This window comes from Leifsonia sp. EB34 (genome assembly GCF_041260585.1).
In the GTDB taxonomy this organism is placed as follows: domain Bacteria; phylum Actinomycetota; class Actinomycetes; order Actinomycetales; family Microbacteriaceae; genus Leifsonia.
The window spans coordinates 1,447,552-1,468,078 of sequence record NZ_JBGCCV010000001.1 but is presented as its reverse complement, the minus strand read 5'-3'; the positions used below and the strand labels follow the sequence as shown (position 1 = coordinate 1,468,078).

Sequence of the window (20,527 nt, the reverse complement as noted above, 5' to 3'; positions counted from 1 at the left end):
ATTCGCACTGTGATGAGCCAGAACCCTCGAATGCAGCGGATGGCGCCGCCCCCGGCGCGTGGACCTCGTGGCGGGAGGAGCGGGCGTCCCGGCGCCAAGGCCTCCGCCGTGCGTCCGGCCACGGCATCCGACTGGATCGCGGGCGCGCGGCTGCGGACGCTCCCGCTCGCCGTCGCCCCGGTGCTCATCGGCGTCGGCGCGGCGAAGGTCATCGAGGGTGTGGGCATCTGGCATCCGATCCGCTCGCTGCTCTGCCTGGCGGTCGCCGTCCTGCTCCAGATCGGCGTCAACTACGCCAACGACTACTCCGACGGCATCCGCGGCACGGACGAGTACCGGGTCGGGCCGGGCCGCCTCACCGGCTCGGGAAAGGCAGCGCCCAAGCGGGTGCTCGCCGTCGCACTCACGTTCTTCGGGCTCGCGGCCGTCGCGGGGCTGATCCTCGTCCTGCTGACGCAGCTCTGGTGGGTGCTCATCGTGGGCGCGGCGGCCATCGCGGCCGCCTGGTTCTACACCGGGGGCAAGCGCCCCTACGGCTACTACGGTCTCGGCGAGGTGTTCGTCTTCGTCTTCTTCGGGATCGTCGCCACGGTGGGGACGACCTACATGCTCGCCAAGTCGGTCAACCAGGAGGCCTGGTTCGGCGGTGTGATCGCGGGACTCATCGCCTGCGCGGTGCTCATGGTCAACAACATCCGCGACATCGAACCCGACCGGCTCGCCAAGAAGCGCACGCTCGCCGTCCTGCTCGGCAACACGGCGTCGCGGATCGTGTTCTGCGTGTTCCTGCTCGTGCCGTTCGGCATCCTCGCGGTGCTGGCGCTGTTCTACCCGTTCGCGTGGTTCGGGATGTTCGCGCTGCTCGCCGCACTGCCGGCCTGCGTCATCACACTGTTCGCCAAGAAGCCGCGGGAGCTCATCACGGCGCTGCAGCTCACCAGCCTCACCGGGCTGCTCGTGGCGGTCGCGCTCGGCGCGGCCTACGCCTTCTGACCCGGGGCCTTCTGGGCGGGGGCCTTCTGAGCGGGGGCCTTCTGAGCGGGCGTGTTCTGGGCGGGCTCGGCGCCCGCCACGTCGGTGCGTGCCTGTGCGGCGTCGATCGCCTCGTCCTCGGCGTCGTCGGCTGACGGCGCCGGCTTGTCGCGGTGGCGGGCCGCGTACAGGTCGGACGCGACCGCGTGGCGCTGCTTGGCGAGCAGGATGTACGAGAGGCACAGACCGATCAGCGCTGCGGCGATGACCGACGCGTACCAGACGATGCCGAGCAGAAGCAGGATCGCGAGCGGCACCGCGAACAGCACGAGCCGCAGCACGGTGTAGGTCAACCAGGAGGGAATCCGCTTCACCCTCCCAGCTTAGGCAGGCTCTCTGAGAGTTACGATGTAGCCATGGTTCGCCTCTGGATAGTCCTCGGCGTCGCAGCCGCGGTTTTCTACATCTATTCGGTGGCAGACTGCGCTCTCTTCGCCCGGTCCAGGGTGCGTGGCCTACCCAAGCCCGTATGGGTGCTCGTCATCGTCCTCTTCCCGATCATCGGCGGGATCCTCTGGTTCCTGATCGGCCGCGGCCGACGGCGCGCGGAGGCCGGCCGGAAGGTCAGGGCCCCGGACGACGACCCCGAGTTCCTCGGCAAGCTCCGGATCGACCACGACCAGGAGGAGCGCATCCGCCGGCTCGAGAAGGAGCTCGCCGACCTCGACGACAACGGACCCGACGACCAGACCGGCCGACGGGATGGGTGACCCGCGGGTCTCGGAAGAGCCCGCGGAGGTGGAGGCCACCGGGAATCCGGCGACCGACTACGCGCTCGCGCTCCTCGCCGGCTTCGTTGAGGCCGGCGTCGCCGACATCGTCGTGAGCCCCGGCTCGCGTTCCCAGGCGCTCGCGCTCGCCGCGGCCGAGCTCGAACGCGCGGGGGCCGTGCGGCTGCACGTGCGGATCGACGAGCGGGTCGGCGGTTTCCTCGCGCTCGGGCTGACCCGGGAGACCGGCGCCCCCACGGTGATCGTCACGACCAGCGGCACGGCGACCGCGAACCTCCATCCGGCTGTGCTGGAGGCGCACGAGGCCGGCATCCCGATGATCGTCGTCACCGCCGACCGGCCCCGCGAGCTCCGCGGCATCCGCTCGAACCAGACCACGCGGCAGGACGGTCTGTACGGCACCGTTGTGCGCGCCAGCCACGACGTCACCGCGCCCGTCGGCGCGGAGGGGGAGCCGGAGGAGGCGCGGGCGCTCGCGCGTTCGGCCGTGGAGGAGGCCGTCGGCGCGGCGACCGCGGATCCCGGGCCGGTGCACCTCAACGTCGGCTTCCGCGAGCCCCTCTCGGTGGCGGTCCCGTCGGTCCGGGGACTCGTCCGCGGCGACCTGCCGGCGACGGCCGGACCCGCGGCGCTGGGCCGGGAGGTCGTCGAGCTGGTGGGCGGGCCGCTCACGGTCGTCGTCGCCGGAGCGGACGCCGGGCCGGCGGCCGCCGAACTCGCCCGCACGGGCGGCTACCCGTTGCTCGCGGAGGTGTCGAGCGGTTCCCGCTTCGGGCCCGAGCTGGTGGTCGCCTACCGGGAGCTGCTGCGGGACGAGTCCTTCGGCGCCCGGGTCGAGCGGGCGGTCGTGTTCGGGCACCCCACGCTCAGCCGCGAGGTCCCCGCTCTGCTGCTACGCGACGATGTCGAGGTGGTGGTCGTCGCGCCCACCGGCGGTGAGGCGTACAACCCGGGCCGGCGTGCACAGGTCGTCGGCGGTGTCAGCGCTCCTGCGGGCGTCGACCTCCGCAGCCCGGAGGTGCGGGCGTGGGTCGGGAGCTGGGTCTTCGCGAGCCGTCGCCTGACCGAGGAGGCCGAGCGCGCGGCCGACCCCGCCGCCACGGCGCCCGACGTCGAGAAGGCGCGGTCGTTCGAGCCTGCGGACGCGCTCGCGTTCGCGCGCGCCGAACTCGCTGCGGTCCGCGCCCCGATCACCCGGGCGCTGCTGGCGGAAGCGCTCTGGCGCTACACCTGGCCGCACGACCGGCTCGTGCTGGGGGCGTCCCGGCTCATCCGCGACGCCGACCGGCTGGTGCCGGGGAAGAAGATCGTGGTGCACTCCAACCGCGGGCTCGCGGGCATCGACGGGACCATCGCGACCGCCACGGGCATCGCGCTCGCCGCCGAAGCGCGCGCCGCGGAGGCCGGCGCCGCAGCGGGCGTCACGCGCGTGCTGCTCGGCGACCTCGCCCTGCTGCACGACGTCGGCGCGTTGCTCGGCGGGGCCGGGGAGGCGCGCCCCCACCTTCAGGTCGTGGTCGGCAACGACGGCGGCGGGACGATCTTCGACGGGCTGGAGGTCGCCGCGACCGCGCCGGCGGAGGCGTTCGACCGGGTGCTGTACACGCCGCAGGCCGTCGACTTCTCGGCGCTCGCGCGCGCCTACGGCTGGGAGCACCGGATCGCGCGTACCAAGGGCGAGCTCGACCAGGCACTCTCGGCGCCACCGGCTGGCGTGAGCATCCTCGAGGTGCCGCTGCCGCGCTGAGCGGTCTCGGCCGCCCGGGCCGCGCGCCCCGTCACAGGCTGTCCGGGTCCAGGTTGAGGGCCGTCGACGCGAGCAGGTATTGGTTGCCGCCGTCCCCCGGGAGGTCCGGGTTGAGCCAGAGCAGCCATTCCACCGGGATACCGAAACGATCCGCGACCGCGGTGGTCGTGTCTCCCTGGGCGACCTCGTAACGTCTCGGGGCACCGCTCGCGGTCGTCGCCGTCACCGCGCCGGCCGCGTTGAGGCGGGCTCCCGAGTCGACCGGGTGCACGTTGGACGCGCGGACGGGCACGGACCAGCGGACCGTGTCGACGGCGAGCACCTTGTCCGGGCCGAGCTCCTGCGGGACGCCGTCGAACGACGTGGCCGAGGAGTAGGTCACGAGCGTGCCGAGGTAGGACGGCTGGCCGGCCCCGGTCAGCAGGGCCGTCGACGCCGCGGCCGGTGCGGAGGTCGGGCCGCCGAGGAGGTGGTCGCCCACGCCGTGGTAGGTCAGGCCGTCGCCGACACGCGGCGGGATGTCGATGAAGGTGACCGACACCGGGACCGGGACGGTCGAGGTGAAATTCGAGAACTGGGCCGAGTAGGTGTTGTCGCCGTTCGAGACCACCCGGTAGTGGAAGTGGATGCTGCCCTTGGGCGACGCGACGCTCGCCTCCGCCACCACGGTGCCGGTCGGGACCGGAGTCAGCGTCGGCGCGGGCACCGGCGTCGGTGTGGGTGTCGGAGTCGGGGTCGGCGTCGCGGTGCCGTAGCTGCGATCCTCGGCCAGCGGCGTCGTGGTCGGCTTCGGCGTCCGCGAGTGTGTGGCGCCGGCGCCTCCCTTGCCTCCGCTCGCGAACAGCGCACAGCCCGCCAGCACGGAGACGACGGTGACGGTGGCGACCGTCGCGGCCGCCGTCCGTCGCACGCGAGCCCGAACGGCCCTCGACGCAGTGCGATCCCGGAATATTCGATTTAGCACGATTTCCCCCTCGCAGAACCCTAGCGGGCTTGGAGAGGGTCCACAACGAAGATGAGGTGGCCTTGGCGCATCACTAACATGACCGCGTGCACATGATCTTCCGGACGATGCTCCACGCGTTCCTCTCCCGGTTCGGCGCGCGCCTCGGTCACTGGGACGTCGCGCGCACCCGCTTCCGGGTGCTGCCGACGGACCTCGACATCCTCAAGCACATGAACAACGGCGTGTACCTGTCGATCGCCGATATCGGGCGGTTCGACCTGCTGCGCAGGAACGGGGTCTGGGCGACCTTCGAGCAGCGCGGCTGGTATCCGGTCGTCGCGTCGGAGACCATCTCGTTCCGCAAGTCGCTGGAGCTCTGGCAGCCGTTCGTGGTCGAGTCGCGCATCCTCGGGTTCGACGAGAAGGCCGTCTACGTCGAGCAGCGGTTCACGGTCGACGGCGAGATCTACACCCAGGCGTTCATCCGCGGCCGGTTCCTGAAGCGCGGCGGTGGGGTGGTCTCGATCGAGGAGCTGCTGGAGGCCGTCGGCCCGTCGCCGACCGACGTCGCCATCCCGGAGTGGCTGGTCGCGTGGGGCGCGGACGCGGCGCTGCCCTCGACGCGCGCGGAGGCGCCGAGCGTCTGGGCCGAGTGAGGCGTCGGCTCAGGCCGGACCGAACGCGAAGACACGCTCCGGATCGTAGGTGGCGCGCACCTCGGTGAGCCGGGCGCCCACGTCGGCCGGCCAGGAGGCCGCGAACGTGGCCCGGTCGGTCAGGTCGGCCGCCCAGTTGACTTTGGTGACCGCGGAGATGCGGTGTTCCAGCGCGCGGGTGATCGCCTCGGCCGCGGCGGGTGCGGTGGTGCCGAAGGTCGCGGGATCGGCCGCGATGGCGCTCAGCGTGTAGGCGCTGTCGCGGCCTCCCACGGCAGTGCCGTCGTGCGTGTCGCGCCGGGCCGCTCCGCCGAGCTGGCGGATCTCCAGGGCGAGGAAGGGCGAGTCCACCCGCGGGCCCGCGACGTCGAGCAGGGCGTCGCCGTCGTCGGCGTCGAAGTCGTCGAGCATGAAGCCGCGGATCCAGGCCGGAGCCCCCTCCTCCGGGTCGTTGTGGATGGTCGCGACCGCCGTCGTCGGGATGACGCCCACGAAGTCGAGGAAGACCGGCGCCGCCGCACGGATGGGCGCGAACAGGCGCTCGCCGTCCCCCGCGTCGCCCGGGTAGGCGAAGCGCACGCTGAGCACGGTGCGTCCGCGCAACGGCGGAGGTGGCCCGTCGACGTCGGGGACGCGCAGCAGGACGACGGAGGTCGTGGCCTCCTCGCCGAGAGCGGCCGCCCAGTCGACCCACGCGCGGAAGGCCGGCTCGATCGCCTCGCCTTCGAAGAACACGCTGCCCGCGTAGAGAGTAGTGAGCGGCACCAGCTCCAGCGTCATCTCGGTGACGACCCCGAGGCCGCCCTTGCCACCGCGGAGCGCCCAGAACAGCTCGGGATGCGACTCCGCGTCGGCCGTCACGATCTCGCCCTCCGCGGTGACCACGCGGAAGCCCCGCACCCAGTCGGCGGTGAAGCCGTGCGTGCGGGCCAGCGGGCCGAGGCCTCCGCCGAGGGTGTAGCCGACCGCGCCCACACTGGTCGAGGACCCGGTGACGGGGGCCAGCCCGAACTCGGCGGACGCGGCGATGACCGGTGCCCAGCGGACTCCCGCGCCCAGCCGGACGAGCCGCGACGCGGCGTCGATGTCGATCGCGTCCAGCGCCCGGGTGGAGACGATGAGGCCGCCGACGATCGGGGCCTCAGAGCCGTGGCCGGTGGCCTGGACGCGAACGGGGATGCCCTGCTCGCGGGCGAAGCGCACGGACTCCGCGACATCCTCCTCGTCGGCGACGGCCACCACGACGTCCGGGTCGTGGCGGACGGTGGGATTGAAGCAGGCGACTTCGGCGGCGAGCCCCTCGTCGCCGCGCGCGTAGACGGTTCCGTGGACGCGGTCGCGGAGGCGCGCGACGGCGTCGGCTTCGATGTCGATCCCCATGGCGAGAACCTAGGGGAATCCACCGACAGGCGGCCAGCCCCGTCGTCGACGTCACGGTCAGCCGCGTGACGTAGCATGCCGTGCATGACCGCCGTCCTCCCCGCCGACGCCCCCTCCGGGCGCGCGGTGGAGACGGTGTACCGTCCGGCCGGCACACTGGATCTGCCCGGCACGCTGGGCCAGCTCGGCCGCGGGCCCTACGACCCCACCACCGTCTGGGACCTCGCCGGGATGTGGCGCACCTGGCGTACGCCGGAGGGACCGGCGACCCTGCGCGTCCTCCGGCCCGCGGCCGACGGCAGCGTCGCGGCCGCCGCCTGGGGTCCAGGCGCGCACTGGGTGATCTCCGCGGTGCCCGGGCTGCTCGGCCGCGGGGACGACTGGTCGGGGCTGGAGGTCGGCTCGCACCCGCTGCTGAGGCATAGCCTCCACCGCAATCCGGGCCTCCGGCTGACGCGCACCGGTCTGGTCCTGGAGGCGCTCCTGCCCGCGATCATCGAGCAGCGCGTCACCAGCCTGGAGGCCTACCGGTCGTGGGCGCGGCTGCTGCGCTGGTACGGCGAGCCGGCTCCCGGCCCCGCGCCGGAGGGGATGCGGGTGGTGCCGACGCTCCAGCAGTGGCGCGGCATCCCCTCGTGGGACTGGCATCGCGCGGGAGTCGACCCGCGACGGGCGCGCGCCGTGCAGGCAGTGCTCGTGGTGGCGCCGTCGCTGGAGCGCGCGATCGGGTCCGCCGCCACCCTGGACGCCGCGGAGGCCGCGCTCCGGACCATCTCGGGCGTCGGGCAGTGGACCGCGGCGGAGACCCTGCAGCGCTCGCACGCCCACCCCGACCTGGTCAGCGTCGGCGACTACCACCTGGCGCATCAGGTGGGCGAGGCGCTCACCGGCTCGCGCGTGGACGACGACGGCATGCTCGAACTGCTGGAGCCGTGGCGCGGGCAGCGTCAGCGCGTCGTGCGGTTGATCCTGGCCAGCGGTTTCCGGTTCCAGCGCCGGGGGCCGCGCATGGCACTCCAGGACCACCGCTGGCACTGAGCGTGGCCGGGGCAGCGCCGGAGCCGCTCAGCCGGTCGTGCCGTTCCGCTGAGCGGTGAGGTGCTCGGCGCGGAGGTCGTGGTCGAGCTCGCGGCACAGCGTCTCGTAGTGGTCGCGCATGGCCGGGTAGTAGTCGTCCCAGTTCGGCAGCGGCTTGCCGTTGTGCGCCGCGACGAGGCGGTCGAGGTAGTAGTCCCACCCGATGCAGTAGTCGGCGGAGGAGCCGACCGCGCGCAGGCGCTGGCCGAACGTCACGGTCGTGTGGCCGCTGGCCTCCGTGAGGTGCACGAACATCACGAGCGAGTCAGGGGCCTCGCCGACATCGACGTGGAGGCGGTGCGGTGCGTCGCAGAGCATGACGGCGACGTTCTGCCACTCGGCGTCGTCGCCCTCCGCGTTCATCCGGAACTTGACAGCGCCGGTCGAGCCGGTGCCCTTGTACTCGCCGATCCACTCGGCGAGCCGGGGCGACCTGCTGAAGTACGTCCACACTTCTTCGATCGGAGCTTTGAAGATCCGGTCGAGCACCACATACACTCCGTCGTCCTTGCGAACGAGTCGTCCCGTCGGCTGCGGCATCATGGTGACCTCCTACAGAGTTCCCCTCGTGATCCACAGACTAGTCACCGGTTCGCGATTCCGGCAGGGGCCACGCCTGGGCGTCGGGTGCGAGTCCTTCCGGTCTTCGAAGGCGTCGCTCGACGGGCTCAGCCTTCGAGGACCGCCATCGCCGCGTTGTGCCCGCCGAGCCCGCTCACGGCGCCGCCGCGACGCGCTCCGGACCCGCAGAGCAGGATGCGCTCGTGCCGCGTCGCGACGCCCCAGCGCTGGGCCGGGGTCCGCAGTTCGTCCCCGTCATCCGCGAACGGCCAGGACAACGGGCCGTGGAAGATGTTGCCGCCCGGCATGTTGAGCGCGTGCTCCAGGTCGCGGGTGGTCTTGGTCTCGATGCACGGGTTGCCCTCGCCGTCGGTGAGCAGGAGGCCCTCGATCGGCTCCGCCAGCACCGAGTTCAGGGAGGCGAGCACGGCGTCCTGGAGCCGCTGGCGGGTCGCGTCGTTGTTGTCGTCGGTCAGCCAGCGGTCGGGGGTGTGCAGGCCGAACACGGTGATGGTCTGGGCGCCGCTCTCGGCGAGGTCGGGGTCCAGGATGCTGGGATCCGCGAGCGTGTGGCAGTAGATCTCGCAAGGCAGGAGCTCCGGCATCACACCGCGCAGCATCCCGTCGTACGCGGACTCGAGCTGCGTCAGCGTCTCGTTGATGTGGAACGTGCCGCCGAAGGCCGCTGCGGGGTCGACCGAGGCGTCCCGCAGCTTCGGCAGGCGCTTCAGCAGCAGGTTGACCTTGACCTGGGCGCCCTCCGCGCGCGGCCGGGGCGGCTCGGCGGGCTCACCGAGCAGGGCGTCGAGCACGTCGGGGGCGACGTTGACCAGCACGCTGCGGCCCTCCACCCGGCGCTCGTGGCCGTTGCGGGTGTAGGTGACGGAGCCGTCCGGGCTGATGGAGGTGACCTCCGCGCCGGTGACGATGCGGGCGCCGGCCTCACGGGCGACGCGCGCGAGCTCGCCGGTGACGGAGCCCATGCCGCCGACCGGGACGTCCCACTCGCCGGTGCCCTGGCCGATCACGTGATAGAGGAAGCAGCGGTTCTGGGACAGGTCCGGGCTGTCGACGCTGGCGAACGTGCCGATCAGCGCGTCCGTCGCGGCCACGCCGCGCACCAGATCGTTGTGCAGCCGCGACTCGATGAAGCCGCCGATCGGCCGCTCGATGAGCGCGTCCCACAGCTCGTCGTCGCCGACGAGCGCCTTCGCCTCGCTCCGGGTGAGCAGTGGTTCGGTGACGGTCGGCCAGAGCGCGCGGGCCACGGCTGCCGTCGACTCGTAGAAGCGGTCGAACGCCTCGGCGTCCTCGGCGGCCCCGATCCGGGCGAAGGACGCGGCGGTGGCCTCCCGGTCGGTGTTGTCGATGAGGAGGCCCGCGCCCTCCGGGTCGCCGGGGACGGGCGTGTAGGAGGAGTAGCGCCGCCGGGCCAGCCGGATGTCGAGGCCGAGGTCCTCGATGATCCGCTGCGGCAGGAGGCTGACGAGGTACGAGTAGCGCGACAGCCGGGCCTCCACACCCGGGAACGCCTGGGCGCTGACGGCGGCGCCGCCGACGTCGTCCAGTCGTTCGAGCAGGATGACGCTGCGTCCTGCTTTGGCGAGGTAGGCGGCGGCCGTGAGGCCGTTGTGCCCGCCGCCGACGATCACGACATCGTGGCTCGCGGCTGCGGGGGAGGCTGCGGGGGCGGTCATGGCTCAGAGCCTAAGGGATGTGCTCCGGCGGCACCGCCTCCGCGAGCGCCCGCCGCGCGGCGACCACGCCGGGGGCCGACGCCGACGAGCGCCGCGCTGAGGTGAAGATGGTGCGCCGCGGCGAGCCGGGGAGGGGGAGCAGCGCGACCTCGGGGCGTGCCCCGGCCCACACCAGGTCGGGCAGCAGGCCGACCGCGTTGCCCGACGCGACCAGCCGGATGTGGGTCACCAGGTCGGCGGTCTCGAAGCGAACGTCGGGCTCGAACCCTGCGGCACGGCAGAGCTGGACGGCCCAGGTGCGCGACACCGTGCCCTCCGGTTCGAGCACCCACGGGAGGTCCGCGGCATCGGCGAGGGAGGTCGCGCGGATGCGGGCGGCGGGGTCGGCGGAGGTGGCGAGGTGGATGCCGTCGGCGGCCAGAGCGGTGCGGTCGAGGTCGGCGCGGAGCGGCCGGGTGCTGCCGGGGTACTGCTCGGCGACGGCGAGGTCGAAGTCGCGCGCGGAGACGTCGAAGAGCCCCTGCTCGGGCTCGCGTTCGGTGACCTCCACCCTCAGCGCGGGGTAGTCGCGGGCGAGGGCCGCCACGGCCGCCGGGAGGATCGCGTGGGCGGCGGACTGGAAGACCGCGACGCGGACCACCCCGGCGACGGTCGCGCTGGAGCCGGCGACGGCGGCCTCCGCGGAGTCGAGGGCGTCGAGGATCGCCGCGGCGCGCTGGGCGAGCAGCTCGCCCTGCGGTGTGAACTGCAGGCGGCGTCCGGACCTCACGAGGAGGACAGCGCCCGCCTCCCGCTCCAGCGTCGCGAGCTGCTGGGAGACCGAGGACGGGCTGTAGGAGAGGGCCGCCGCGACGCCGGCGACGGTGCCGCGGATCCTCAGTTCGTGGAGGAGGCGCAGTCTGCGGATGTCGAGCATGGCAACCATTCGGCTCAGGTGAACGATATCGTTCGGAAACGTTCGCTATCGCCGATGGTAAACCACCCCGAGAATGTATCCACAGGCATCGGCGACAGCGACTTATCCACGGATCCCCGGACTTCCCGCGTCGCCTCAGGAGCGAGGAATACAGTCGTGGACATGGTTGAAGACACGGACGACGCGCGCACGCTGCGAGCCGAGGCGCCGAGCGCGTCTGCGGCCGGCGCGCACGCTGCCGGCGAGGTGCCGCCCGCGCAACTGGCTCAGGAGGCCGTCGAACTCGTCCGGCGCTGGCTCGCCGAGAGCGCAAGCAGCGGCCAGAACGCCCCGCGCGATCCGGCCGCCGAGCGGCTGGCCGGCGTGCTGCGCGACCCGCACGGCCTCGACTTCGCGGTCGGGTTCGTCGACGGTGTTGCCCGCCCGCAGGACCTCTTCGTGGCCGGGTACAACCTGCAGCGCGTGGCCAAGCGGATCCCCGCCTTCTTGCCCTGGTACATGCGCGCGGCCATCTGGCTGGGCGGCGTGTTCGGGCCGGTGCTCCCGTGGGTCGTCATCCCGATCGCGCGCCGTGTGCTGCGCGGCATGGTCGGCCATCTCGTGGTGGACGCGACGCCCGAGAAGCTCGGGCCGGCGATCGCGCACCTGCGCTCGCCGAAGGACCCGGAGGGACACGGCGCCCGCCTCAACCTCAACCTGCTCGGCGAGGCCGTTCTGGGCGAGGAGGAGGCCGCCCGGCGGCTCGAGGGGACGCGCGCGCTGCTGGCGCGCGACGACGTGGACTACGTCTCGATCAAGGTGTCGTCCATCGCCTCCCAGCTCTCGATGTGGTCGTTCGACGAGACGGTCGACCGGGTGGTGGAGCGGCTCGTCCCGCTGTACGAGCTCGCCGCGGCCTCCCCGTCGCCCAAGTTCATCAACCTCGACATGGAGGAGTACCGCGACCTCGACCTCACCATCGCGGTCTTCGAGCGCATCCTCGGCCGTCCGGGGCTGCTGGGGCTGGAGGCGGGGATCGTCCTGCAGGCGTACCTGCCCGACGCGCTCGACGCCCTCCAGGGGCTCACCGAGTGGGCCGCGCAGCGCCGCGCCCAGGGCGGCGCGCCGATCAAGGTGCGCGTCGTGAAGGGCGCCAACCTCGCGATGGAGCGCGTGGACGCGGCGATCCACGGCTGGCCGCTGGCGACGTACGGCAGCAAGCAGGCGACGGACACCAACTACAAGCGCGTCCTCGACTGGGCGCTGACGCCGGCGCACACCGACGCCGTCAAGATCGGCGTCGCCGGGCACAACCTCTTCGACGTCGCATACGCGTGGCTGCTCGCCTCGTACCGCGGCGTCACCGGCCGCATCGACTTCGAGATGCTGCTCGGCATGGCCACCGAGCAGGCGGAGGCCGTCAAGCGCACGGTCGGGCAGCTCCTCCTCTACACGCCCGTGGTGGACCCGGGCGAGTTCGACGTCGCGATCTCGTACCTCATCCGACGGCTGGAGGAGAACGCCAGCCCGGAGAACTTCATGTCGGCCGTGTTCGAACTCGGCTCCGATCGCGGGCTGTTCGACCGGGAGCGGGACCGCTTCCTCGCCTCCGTCGCGGAACTGCAGGCCGACGCCGCGCCGCGCGGTGCGGCTCCGCTGCCCAACCGGCAGCAGGACCGCTCGCGCGAGTGGGAGCAGGAGACGGCGGAGTCGTTCACGCGGCCGCCTGCGGTGGACGTGGAGTCGTCCCTCGGTAACGCCTCCGCTACGGACCGGGCCGCGGAGGAGGGGCTCACGAGCGTCGTGCTCGGCCTGACCCGGGGGTCGGCCGGTGCGGTGCTGGAGCCACCGGCGGCCGCGTCGGCGTCCGCTTCGGCGCCGGCGATCGCGGGCGCCGCGGCGAACGGGTTCCAGAACACCGCGGACACCGACCCCTCGCTCGCGGCGAACCGCGCATGGGGTCGGCGCATCCTGGCCCGCTCGGCCACGAGCGAGCTGGGCGCTCGCACCATCGCGGCCGCTGAGGTCGTCGACGCGGGTCACCTCGACCGGATCCTGACCGCCGTCCGCTCGGCGGGCGCCGCGTGGGGCACCCGACCAGGCGCCGAGCGCGGAGCGGTCCTCGACCGGGCCGGGCACGCGCTGGAGGCCAACCGTGATCGACTGATCGAGGTCATGGCGAGCGAGACGGGCAAGACGATCGCCGAGGCGGACGTCGAGGTGAGCGAGGCAGTCGACTTCGCGCACTACTACGCGTCGCTCGCGCGAGAGCTCGACGTGGTGCAGGGTGCGGTGTTCGTACCGTCCGCCCTCACGGTCGTCACGCCGCCGTGGAACTTCCCGGTGGCGATCCCGGCCGGCGGCGTGCTGGCGGCGCTCGCCGCGGGCAGCGGCGTGGTCATCAAGCCGGCACCGCAGGCCCGGCGCGCGGCGGCCGTCATGGTCGAGGCGCTGTGGGAGGCCGGCGTCCCGCAGGAGCTGCTGGCCCTCGTCGACGTCGCGGAGAACGACCTCGGCCGTCAGCTCGTCGCGGACCCGCGCGTGGACCGCGTCATCCTCACCGGCTCGTACGAGACCGCCAAGCTGTTCCGATCCTGGCGGCCGGACCTGCCGCTGCTGGCCGAGACCAGCGGCAAGAACGCCATCATCGTCACGCCGAGCGCCGACTACGACCTCGCCGTCGCCGACATCGTCAAGAGCGCGTTCGGCCATGCCGGGCAGAAGTGCTCGGCGGCGAGCCTGGTCATCCTGGTGGGCTCGGCGGCGCGCTCGGAGCGCTTCCACCACCAGCTCGTCGACGCGACCAGGAGCCTGCGCGTCGGCTACCCACAAGACCCTGTGAGCCAGGTCGGGCCGCTGATCGAGCCCGCGTCGGGCAAGCTCCTGCACGCGCTCACCACCCTCGGCGCCGACGAGGAGTGGCTCGTCGAGCCGCGCCCGCTCGACGACAGCGGCCGGCTCTGGTCGCCGGGCATCCGCACGGGGGTGCAGCCGGGGTCGTACTTCCACCTCACCGAGTTCTTCGGGCCGGTGCTCGGCATCATGACCGCGCGGAACCTCGAAGAGGCCATCCGGTTCCAGAACGCGATCGACTACGGGCTCACCGCCGGCCTCCACTCGCTCGACTCGGACGAGCTGGCGCAGTGGCTCGACACGGTCGAGGCCGGCAACCTCTACGTCAACCGCGGCATCACAGGAGCCATCGTGCGGCGGCAGCCGTTCGGCGGCTGGAAGCGCTCGTCGGTCGGCGCCGGCACCAAGGCGGGCGGCCCGAACTACCTGCTCGGCCTCGGCTCCTGGCAGCCGGAGTCGGGTTCGTCCAGCTCCAGCCTCCACCTGCGCGGCCTGGAGCCTCGGGTCCAGGACCTGATCGAGTCGGGCCAGTCGGCCATGGACTACCCGGCGTTCGACCTCGTCCGCCGGTCGGCGCTCAGCGACGCGATCGCGGTGGCCACCGAGTACCACCAGGCGAAGGACGTCTCCGGCCTCGGCGTGGAGCGGAACATCTTCCGCTACCGGCCGGTCCCGGTCGCCATCCGGCTCTCAGAGGGCAGCGGCCTCCCCGAACTGCTCCGCGTCATGGCGGCGGCGACGGTCGCCCGATCCGCGTTCACCGTGAGCACGAGCATCGCGCTGCCCCGCGCCACGCAGCAGCTCCTGAAGGCCCGCGAGGTGGAGGTCGTGGTCGAGAGCGACGAGCACTGGCTGTCGCGCGTGCGCAGCCGCCGCATCGCGGCCCACCGCATCCGCCTCATCGGCGGCGACCCGGTGGCGCTCGCGGCCGCCCTCGGCGGGACGCCGGACGTCGCCGTCTACAGCGGTGCGGTCACGCCGTCCGGGCGGATCGAGGTGCTGCCGTTCCTCCACGAGCAGGCCATCTCGATCACCAACCATCGCTTCGGCAACCCGACGACGTTCTCGGAAGGGGTGATCTAGGGGGGGCGAGGAGGCCGTCCAGGCGGCTACTCCTCTTCCTCCTCGAGCTCCAGGAGTTCGTCGGCGGCGTCCGTGTTGCCGAGGGCGGCGAGGCGGCGAAGTTCGGCGATGTCGCCGCGTTCGGCGGCGGACTCGACCAGGGCGTCCTCGGCGTCCGAGTTGCCGGCGTCGGCGAGGCGGCGCAACTCGGCGGTGTCGCCGCGCTCGGCGGCTGACTCGACCAGGGCGTCCTCTGCGTCCGAACTGCCGGCGTCCGCGAGGCGGCGCAGTTCTGGAAGGTCATCGCGCTCGATCGCGGCCTCCACGGCGAGGGCGACGGCATCGGGGTCCGACGGGATCGACGGCTCCGACGGGTCCGGGGGTGTGGCGGGCATGGCACTCCTTCCGATGAGCGCCACCTTACCCGGGGCTACGCTGTGACGCATGACCGAGAACCCGCCCACCGCCGCCGTGCCCGCGATCGCTCTCAACTCCGGGACGAGCATCCCACAGCTCGGCCTCGGGACCTGGCCGCTCGACGACGCCGAGGTCGAACGGGCCGTCGTCGCCGCGGCGGAACTCGGCTACCGCCACGTCGACACCGCAGCCAAGTACGGCAACGAGACCGGCGTCGGCCGTGGCCTCCACGGCAGCGGACTCGCCCGCGAGGACTGGTTCGTCACGACGAAGCTCGACGGCGGCTACCAGGGCGACGACCGTGCCGTCGCCGGGCTCGACGCCAGCCTCGAACGGCTCGGGCTCGACTATGTCGACCTCCTGCTCATCCACTGGCCGCTGCCCGGGCGCGACCAGTACGTCTCCACCTGGGAGACCTTCATCCGCCTCCAGCAGAGCGGCAAGACGCGTGCGATCGGCGTCTCCAACTTCAAGCCGGCCCACATCGACCGCCTGATCGCCGAGACCGGAGTGACGCCGGCGGTCAACCAGATCCAGCTCAGCCCGGCCATCCAGCGCCGCGAACAGCGTGCCTACGGGGCCGAGCACGGCATCGTCACCGAGTCGTGGAGCCCGATCGGCGGCTCGGGCGACCTGCTCGCGGCGCCGGTGCTCGCGGAGGTCGCGGCGAAGTACGGGCGCAGTGTGGGGCAGATCGTGCTCCGCTGGCACGTTCAGAACGGCCTCGTCGCCATCCCGAAGTCGCGCAACCCCGAGCGGATGGCGGAGAACCTCGCGGTCTTCGACTTCGAGCTCGACGCGGACGACCTCGCCGCGATCGACAGTCTGGACGAGGGGCCCGACGCGGGAGTGGACTCCGACCACACCGGGCATTGACCGCGCTGAGCACTGACACGCCGGGGCACGGACGGCGCCGCCCACTGACCGCGCCGAGCACTGACACGCAGCGTCGGGCGGCGTCACACCCGCACGAGCGGCAGCCGAACCGTCACCACGAGGCCGCCGGTCGGCGCGTTCGCGAGGTGGACCGAGCCTCCCGCCGCGCCCGCCAGCGCCGCCACGATCGCCAGGCCGAGGCCGCCGCCACCTCCGGCGCGCGAGGTGGTGCGAGCACCATCCGCGCGGGTAAAGCGGTCCAGGGCCACCGGGATAAACTCCTCCGGCATCCCCGGGCCCGAGTCGTGCACGGTGAGCACCACCCACTCCTGCTCGACGCGCAGTGCGGCGCTCACGACGTCCTCCACCGCCGCCGCGCGACCGTCGATCGGTTCGGACTCGACCGGCGCCGTCTCCACCGGGGCGCCCTCCACCGCGTCGCCCAGCCGAGGCACCGGCCCGGTGCTGGTACCCGCTGCCCGGCTGCGGATCGCCGTGATCGCATTGCCGAGGAGGTTGTCGAGGATACGTCCGAAGTCCGTCGGCGAGAGCGCCACGCGGGCGTCCGCGCTCGGGCGCCGCTTGGGGTCGTACTCGAAGTCCACCGAGATCGAACCGTCGTCCTCGGCGCTGCTGACCAGGAGGCGGGCGCGGTCGATCGCGTCGGTCAGCTCGTCCACCAGTGTGCGCCAGTCGATCCGGCCGCCGGACGGGCCGGCCTCGATCCGCGAGAGCTCCAGCAGGTTGTTGGCGAGCGTGCCCAGCCGCAGGGCCGTCGAGTGGGAGGAGCGGATGTCGTCGAGCAACGCGTCCGCATCGCCCGCGTCCAGTTCTGCCAGTTCCAGCTGTCCACGCAGCACGGCCAGTGGCGTGCGCAGCTCGTGGCTGGCGTCCGACACCATCTGCCGCTCGCGGTCCGCGGACGCCCTGAGCCGGCGGATCAGGTCGTTGAGCGTCGTCGCCAGCTCGGAGAGCTCGTCCTGGGCAGGGCCGACGGTCAGCAGCCCCGCGGCTTCGTCGGTCCCTGTCGGCTCCCCGCCGGCGATCCGGTCGGCCTGCTCGCGCATCCGGCTGACCGGTCTCAGCGCCGTGCGCGCCAGCAGCCACGACGCCGCGCCGAAGCCGAAGATGAGCACACCGGCGCCGATCAGCAACGCGAGGGTGAGGCGGTCGAGGATGAGCGAGGTCGTCTCGTCGTTGCGGGCGGCGACCACGTGCATCGTGCCGCGCTTGGTGACCACGGGCTTCACGAGCACCTCGTAGGTGTCGTCCGCGATCTGCACGGTCGTCGCCGAGGGCGGCAAGGACAGCAGGTGGTCGATCCGGTTCTCGAGCGCCGTCGGCAGCGTGGAGTCGAGGATGACACCGTTCGTGTCGACGATGGCGAGCTCCTGGCCGCCGCCGGGCAGGTCGAACGGACCGGACGGGTTCGCCAGCACCGACGCTGCGGGTGCGGTGACGTCGTTGTTGAGGAGCGTGACGGTGGCGTTGTGGAGGATGGAGGACACCCCCACCCGGATGACCACCACCGCGACCAGGCCGAACAGGGTGGCGACGATGAGGCTGCCGATCGTGATGCGCGCGGTGATCGACAGGCGCCGCAGCCAGGTCACGGCGCCGGCGTCTCCGTCGCCGTCTTCGCGTCGGCCTTGTCGGCCTTCGACTCCAGCGCGTTCTTCGCGTCCAGCCGGTAGCCGCGGCCGCGCTCGGTCACGATGGACAGGCCGGCCCCGGCGAGGTCGAGCTTCTTGCGCAGGTAGGAGACGTACTGGTCGATCACGTTGGTGCCGATATTGTCGGTCGTGCCCCACACCGACTCGAGGATGTCGGCACGCGACAGCGTCTTGTCGGGGTTGGTGGCGAACAGCCGCAGCAGGGTGAACTCCCGGCGGCTGAGCGGCATCTCGTGCCCGGACACCAGCGCCTGGTGCTCGTGCGAGTCGATGGTGAGCCGGCCGACGCTGACCTGCGGCCGCATCCCGCTCGGCTCCCGGCGCAGCAGCGCACGCACGCGGGCGGCGAGCTCGGCGAACGCGAACGGCTTGGTCAGGTAGTCGTCGGCGCCGGAGTCGAGGCCGTGCACGCGGTCCTCGATGGCGTCGCGCGCGGTGAGCAGCAGGATCGGCATCGGGTTGGCGGCCTCCCGGATGTGCCGGCACAGCTCGAAGCCGCTCATCCCGGGCAGCATGACATCGATCGCGGCGGCGGAGAACGAGTCCCCGCGCAGGGCGATGAGGGCGTCGACGCCGTTGGTGACCAGGGTGACGTCGTATCCTTCGGCGGCGAGGCCCCGCTCGACGAGGCCTCCCATGTCCGGATCGTCTTCGACAACGAGCAGCTTCATGCGCCCATCGTGCCACTGATCGCCGTGGTCGCGCTCGGATCGGCGGCCCGGCGGCTTGGCGTCCGCTGAACGTTCTCGCAGAACGGTCGTCAGGTATGCTCCATCACCGGCACGCGGGTCGGGGATCCGCGACGTCAGTTGTTGCCGCGGTTGATGAGCCGCGAGAGCACGATCGCGCTGCGCGTGTGGTCGACGTTCGGCGCCAGGCGCACCTTCTCGAGCGCGGCCTCCAGGCTCGGGATGTCGCGCGACCGGATGTGGACGATCGCGTCGGCGCTGCCCGTGACGGTGCCCGCGTCGACGACCTCGGGGACGGCGGAGAGGATGCGCAGCAGTTCCTCGGGCGAGACGGTGCCGCGACAGAACAGCTCCACGTACGCCTCGGTGCTCATCCCGTCGATGGCCGGGTCCACCTGGATGGTGAAGCCGCGGATGACGCCGTCGGCGACCAGCTTGTCGACACGGCGCTTGACCGCGGAAGCGGACAGACCGACGACGCCGCCGATGTCGCCGTAGCCGGCGCGCGCGTTCTGACGAAGCAGGTCGAGGATGCTGCGATCGAGGTTGTCCACGGCGCAAGCATACGGTGGATCGTTGCGCGGAGGTGAACGTGACGCGGGAATCGTGCGCGCGGGCGCAAAGGATTAGCGTGGCGGCGGGGCGCGTTGTGGCCGCGGGACGGTCGGGAATTTCTGTTTCAGATACTGTTCACCTCCGCCGTCGAAAGTGGCACCATGGTCGCCATGAGTGACACCGGCAGCTCCAACGGTCCTGAAGGCGAAGCGGTGACCACGGCCGCCCCCACCGACGCGAGCCACGGGTTCTTCGGGCAGCCGCGCTCGCTCGCCAACATCTTCGGGGTGGAGATGTGGGAGCGGTTCTCGTTCTACGGGATGCAGGGCATCCTCCTCATCTACCTGTACTACAGCGCGGAGAAGGGCGGCCTCGGCGTCGACCAGGCGACCGCGGCGGGCATCGTTGGCGCGTACGGCGGCGCGGTGTACCTGTCCACGATCCTCGGCGCGTGGCTGGCGGACCGGCTGTTCGGGTCGGAGCGGGTGCTGTTCTGGAGCGCGGTCGTCATCATGGCGGGGCACATCTCGCTCGCCGTGCTGCCGAATTTCGCGGGCGTGATCGTCGGCCTCCTGTTCGTGGCCGTCGGCAGTGGTGGTCTGAAGGCGAACGCCACCCGCATCGTCGGGACGCTCTACGACGAGCACGACTCGCGGCGCGACGCGGGGTTCTCGCTGTTCTACCTCGGCATCAACCTGGGTGCGTTCTTCGGGCCCCTGCTGACCGGGCTGCTGCAGTCCACGCTCGGCTTCCACTGGGGTTTCGGGCTGGCGGCGGTCGGGATGGCGATCGGCCTCATCCAGTACTCGCTCGGCCGCAAGCGCCTCCCCGATCTGGCGCGAGAGGTGCCGCACCCGCTGCCGCGCACGCGCCTCCCGCTCGTGATCGGGATCGCCGTGGTCGGGGTGATCGTCGTTGTGGCCCTCGTCCTCACCGGGCTCATCAACGCGATCAACCTCGCGCTCTGGGTGATCGGCGTCACCATCGTCGCGGCGGTCGCGTACTTCGTCGTCATCCTCAGCTCGAAGCTGCTCAGCGGCGTCGAGCGCAGTCGCATCCTCGCCTTCATCCCGCTCTTCATCACGAACGCGGCGTTCTGGTCGCTCTACCAGCAGCAGTTCACGGTGGTGACGATCTACTCCGACAAGCGGCTCGACCGGATGCTGTTCGGGTGGGAGTTCCCGGTGTCGTGGGTGCAGTCCATCAACCCGATCTTCATCATCATCCTGTCCGGCGTGTTCGCGGCGATCTGGACCAAGTGGGGCGACAAGCAGCCGTCGACACCGCTGAAGTTCGCGGCAGGGACCGTGGTGATGGGGCTGGCGTTCTTCCTCTTCTTGTTCTGGGTCGGGGGTGGAGCGAACAGCACGCCCCTGCTGGCCATGGTGGGCATCCTGCTGGTGTTCACGATCGCGGAGCTGCTGATCTCGCCGGTGGGGCTGTCCGCGTCGACGAAGCTGGCGCCGCACGCGTTCCAGGCGCAGATGGTCGCCCTGTACTTCCTGTCGGTGGCGCTCGGGACCGCCATGTCCGGGCAGCTCGCGAAGCTGTACTCGCCGGCGACGGAGGGCGTGTACTTCGGGGTGATCGGCGCCGTCGCGGTGGTGATCGGGGTGGTGCTGGCGGTGCTGAGTCCGTGGGTGCTGCGGATGATGCGCGGGGTGCGGTAGGCCGGCCGCG

18 protein-coding genes are annotated in these 20,527 nt (G+C 72.0%); 8 read left to right on the top strand and 10 right to left on the bottom strand.

Annotated features, from left to right (window positions below; all coding sequences use genetic code 11):
• Window positions 1-12: 12 nt before the first annotated feature.
• A complete protein-coding gene (locus tag ABIA36_RS07055) occupies window positions 13-993 on the top strand; it encodes a 1,4-dihydroxy-2-naphthoate polyprenyltransferase (RefSeq protein WP_369961572.1) in 981 nt (326 codons plus the stop codon).
• Here ABIA36_RS07055 and ABIA36_RS07050 read toward each other — a convergent pair.
• Window positions 981-1,346 carry a DUF4229 domain-containing protein gene (locus tag ABIA36_RS07050; protein ID WP_369961571.1) on the bottom strand — a complete coding sequence of 122 codons (366 nt, stop codon included), beginning with the start codon at window positions 1,344-1,346 and terminating at the stop codon, window positions 981-983. The two genes, ABIA36_RS07055 and ABIA36_RS07050, sit on opposite strands and share 13 nt — an antisense overlap.
• 42 nt (window positions 1,347-1,388) lie before the next feature.
• Here ABIA36_RS07050 and ABIA36_RS07045 point away from each other — a divergent pair, with 42 nt between their 5' ends.
• Together ABIA36_RS07045 and menD are read left to right on the top strand one after the other, a co-directional pair.
• Entirely contained in the window at window positions 1,389-1,742 is a 354-nt protein-coding gene (locus ABIA36_RS07045; RefSeq protein WP_369961570.1) for a PLD nuclease N-terminal domain-containing protein, read from the top strand.
• Window positions 1,735-3,510 carry a 2-succinyl-5-enolpyruvyl-6-hydroxy-3-cyclohexene-1-carboxylic-acid synthase gene (menD, locus tag ABIA36_RS07040; RefSeq protein ID WP_369961569.1) on the top strand — a complete coding sequence of 592 codons (1,776 nt, stop codon included), beginning with the start codon at window positions 1,735-1,737 and terminating at the stop codon, window positions 3,508-3,510. Before ABIA36_RS07045 ends, menD begins: the two co-directional genes overlap by 8 nt.
• A 31-nt stretch (window positions 3,511-3,541) precedes the next feature.
• On the opposite strand, the gene ABIA36_RS07035 is transcribed toward menD, so the two are convergent.
• Window positions 3,542-4,420: a LysM domain-containing protein gene (locus ABIA36_RS07035; RefSeq protein WP_369961568.1), complete on the bottom strand. Its 879-nt coding sequence runs from the start codon at window positions 4,418-4,420 to the stop codon at window positions 3,542-3,544.
• A gap of 146 nt (window positions 4,421-4,566) precedes the next feature.
• Here ABIA36_RS07035 and ABIA36_RS07030 point away from each other — a divergent pair, with 146 nt between their 5' ends.
• Window positions 4,567-5,112 carry an acyl-CoA thioesterase gene (locus ABIA36_RS07030; protein ID WP_369962091.1) on the top strand — a complete coding sequence of 182 codons (546 nt, stop codon included), beginning with the start codon at window positions 4,567-4,569 and terminating at the stop codon, window positions 5,110-5,112.
• A gap of 9 nt (window positions 5,113-5,121) precedes the next feature.
• On the opposite strand, the gene ABIA36_RS07025 is transcribed toward ABIA36_RS07030, so the two are convergent.
• Entirely contained in the window at window positions 5,122-6,492 is a 1,371-nt protein-coding gene (locus ABIA36_RS07025) for an FAD-binding oxidoreductase (RefSeq protein WP_369961567.1), read from the bottom strand.
• Window positions 6,493-6,576: 84 nt separating this feature from the next.
• Between ABIA36_RS07025 and ABIA36_RS07020 the strand changes: the two genes are divergently transcribed.
• Window positions 6,577-7,530 carry a DNA-3-methyladenine glycosylase gene (locus ABIA36_RS07020; protein WP_369961566.1) on the top strand — a complete coding sequence of 318 codons (954 nt, stop codon included), beginning with the start codon at window positions 6,577-6,579 and terminating at the stop codon, window positions 7,528-7,530.
• 27 nt (window positions 7,531-7,557) lie between these two features.
• On the opposite strand, the gene ABIA36_RS07015 is transcribed toward ABIA36_RS07020, so the two are convergent.
• The 3 genes from ABIA36_RS07015 to ABIA36_RS07005 all read right to left on the bottom strand — a co-directional run bounded on the left by ABIA36_RS07015 (window position 7,558) and on the right by ABIA36_RS07005 (window position 10,752).
• Window positions 7,558-8,112: an SRPBCC domain-containing protein gene (locus ABIA36_RS07015; RefSeq protein ID WP_369961565.1), complete on the bottom strand. Its 555-nt coding sequence runs from the start codon at window positions 8,110-8,112 to the stop codon at window positions 7,558-7,560.
• Window positions 8,113-8,237: 125 nt separating this feature from the next.
• The gene (locus ABIA36_RS07010; RefSeq protein ID WP_369961564.1) at window positions 8,238-9,827 is read right to left on the bottom strand and encodes a phytoene desaturase family protein; all 1,590 of its coding nucleotides are present in this window, start codon (window positions 9,825-9,827) and stop codon (window positions 8,238-8,240) included.
• A 10-nt stretch (window positions 9,828-9,837) separates the two neighbouring features.
• Window positions 9,838-10,752: a LysR family transcriptional regulator gene (locus ABIA36_RS07005; protein WP_369961563.1), complete on the bottom strand. Its 915-nt coding sequence runs from the start codon at window positions 10,750-10,752 to the stop codon at window positions 9,838-9,840.
• Between the two features lie 153 nt (window positions 10,753-10,905).
• Here ABIA36_RS07005 and ABIA36_RS07000 point away from each other — a divergent pair, with 153 nt between their 5' ends.
• Window positions 10,906-14,658, top strand: coding sequence for a proline dehydrogenase family protein (locus ABIA36_RS07000; RefSeq protein ID WP_369961562.1), 3,753 nt, complete (start codon window positions 10,906-10,908; stop codon window positions 14,656-14,658).
• 26 nt (window positions 14,659-14,684) lie between these two features.
• On the opposite strand, the gene ABIA36_RS06995 is transcribed toward ABIA36_RS07000, so the two are convergent.
• Complete coding sequence (locus tag ABIA36_RS06995) at window positions 14,685-15,032, bottom strand: hypothetical protein (RefSeq protein ID WP_369961561.1); 348 nt, start codon at window positions 15,030-15,032, stop codon at window positions 14,685-14,687.
• 49 nt (window positions 15,033-15,081) lie between these two features.
• Here ABIA36_RS06995 and ABIA36_RS06990 point away from each other — a divergent pair, with 49 nt between their 5' ends.
• Entirely contained in the window at window positions 15,082-15,930 is an 849-nt protein-coding gene (locus ABIA36_RS06990; protein WP_369961560.1) for an aldo/keto reductase, read from the top strand.
• Window positions 15,931-16,013: 83 nt separating this feature from the next.
• Here ABIA36_RS06990 and ABIA36_RS06985 read toward each other — a convergent pair whose 3' ends face one another.
• The 3 genes from ABIA36_RS06985 to ABIA36_RS06975 all read right to left on the bottom strand — a co-directional run bounded on the left by ABIA36_RS06985 (window position 16,014) and on the right by ABIA36_RS06975 (window position 18,846).
• Window positions 16,014-17,543: a sensor histidine kinase gene (locus ABIA36_RS06985; protein ID WP_369961559.1), complete on the bottom strand. Its 1,530-nt coding sequence runs from the start codon at window positions 17,541-17,543 to the stop codon at window positions 16,014-16,016.
• Window positions 17,540-18,274, bottom strand: a complete 735-nt coding sequence (locus tag ABIA36_RS06980) for a response regulator transcription factor (RefSeq protein WP_369961558.1) — start codon at window positions 18,272-18,274, stop codon at window positions 17,540-17,542. Before ABIA36_RS06980 ends, ABIA36_RS06985 begins: the two co-directional genes overlap by 4 nt.
• Window positions 18,275-18,408: 134 nt before the next feature.
• Window positions 18,409-18,846 carry an Lrp/AsnC family transcriptional regulator gene (locus ABIA36_RS06975; RefSeq protein ID WP_055921605.1) on the bottom strand — a complete coding sequence of 146 codons (438 nt, stop codon included), beginning with the start codon at window positions 18,844-18,846 and terminating at the stop codon, window positions 18,409-18,411.
• A gap of 162 nt (window positions 18,847-19,008) precedes the next feature.
• Between ABIA36_RS06975 and ABIA36_RS06970 the strand changes: the two genes are divergently transcribed.
• Complete coding sequence (locus tag ABIA36_RS06970; protein ID WP_369961557.1) at window positions 19,009-20,517, top strand: peptide MFS transporter; 1,509 nt, start codon at window positions 19,009-19,011, stop codon at window positions 20,515-20,517.
• Window positions 20,518-20,527 lie beyond the last annotated feature (10 nt).

What these genes read in the sequence shown, in the direction of transcription:
- ABIA36_RS07055 (WP_369961572.1), top strand. Translation starts at nt 13, where the DNA reads ATGAGCCAGAACCCTCGAATGCAGCGGATGGCGCCGCCCCCGGCGCGT.
- ABIA36_RS07045 (WP_369961570.1), top strand. Translation starts at nt 1,389, where the DNA reads ATGGTTCGCCTCTGGATAGTCCTCGGCGTCGCAGCCGCGGTTTTCTAC.
- menD (WP_369961569.1), top strand. Translation starts at nt 1,735, where the DNA reads ATGGGTGACCCGCGGGTCTCGGAAGAGCCCGCGGAGGTGGAGGCCACC.
- ABIA36_RS07030 (WP_369962091.1), top strand. Translation starts at nt 4,567, where the DNA reads ATGATCTTCCGGACGATGCTCCACGCGTTCCTCTCCCGGTTCGGCGCG.
- ABIA36_RS07025 (WP_369961567.1), bottom strand. Translation starts at nt 6,492, where the DNA reads ATGGGGATCGACATCGAAGCCGACGCCGTCGCGCGCCTCCGCGACCGC.
- ABIA36_RS07020 (WP_369961566.1), top strand. Translation starts at nt 6,577, where the DNA reads ATGACCGCCGTCCTCCCCGCCGACGCCCCCTCCGGGCGCGCGGTGGAG.
- ABIA36_RS07015 (WP_369961565.1), bottom strand. Translation starts at nt 8,112, where the DNA reads ATGATGCCGCAGCCGACGGGACGACTCGTTCGCAAGGACGACGGAGTG.
- ABIA36_RS07010 (WP_369961564.1), bottom strand. Translation starts at nt 9,827, where the DNA reads ATGACCGCCCCCGCAGCCTCCCCCGCAGCCGCGAGCCACGATGTCGTG.
- ABIA36_RS07005 (WP_369961563.1), bottom strand. Translation starts at nt 10,752, where the DNA reads ATGGTTGCCATGCTCGACATCCGCAGACTGCGCCTCCTCCACGAACTG.
- ABIA36_RS07000 (WP_369961562.1), top strand. Translation starts at nt 10,906, where the DNA reads ATGGTTGAAGACACGGACGACGCGCGCACGCTGCGAGCCGAGGCGCCG.
- ABIA36_RS06995 (WP_369961561.1), bottom strand. Translation starts at nt 15,032, where the DNA reads ATGCCCGCCACACCCCCGGACCCGTCGGAGCCGTCGATCCCGTCGGAC.
- ABIA36_RS06990 (WP_369961560.1), top strand. Translation starts at nt 15,082, where the DNA reads ATGACCGAGAACCCGCCCACCGCCGCCGTGCCCGCGATCGCTCTCAAC.
- ABIA36_RS06980 (WP_369961558.1), bottom strand. Translation starts at nt 18,274, where the DNA reads ATGAAGCTGCTCGTTGTCGAAGACGATCCGGACATGGGAGGCCTCGTC.
- ABIA36_RS06970 (WP_369961557.1), top strand. Translation starts at nt 19,009, where the DNA reads ATGGTCGCCATGAGTGACACCGGCAGCTCCAACGGTCCTGAAGGCGAA.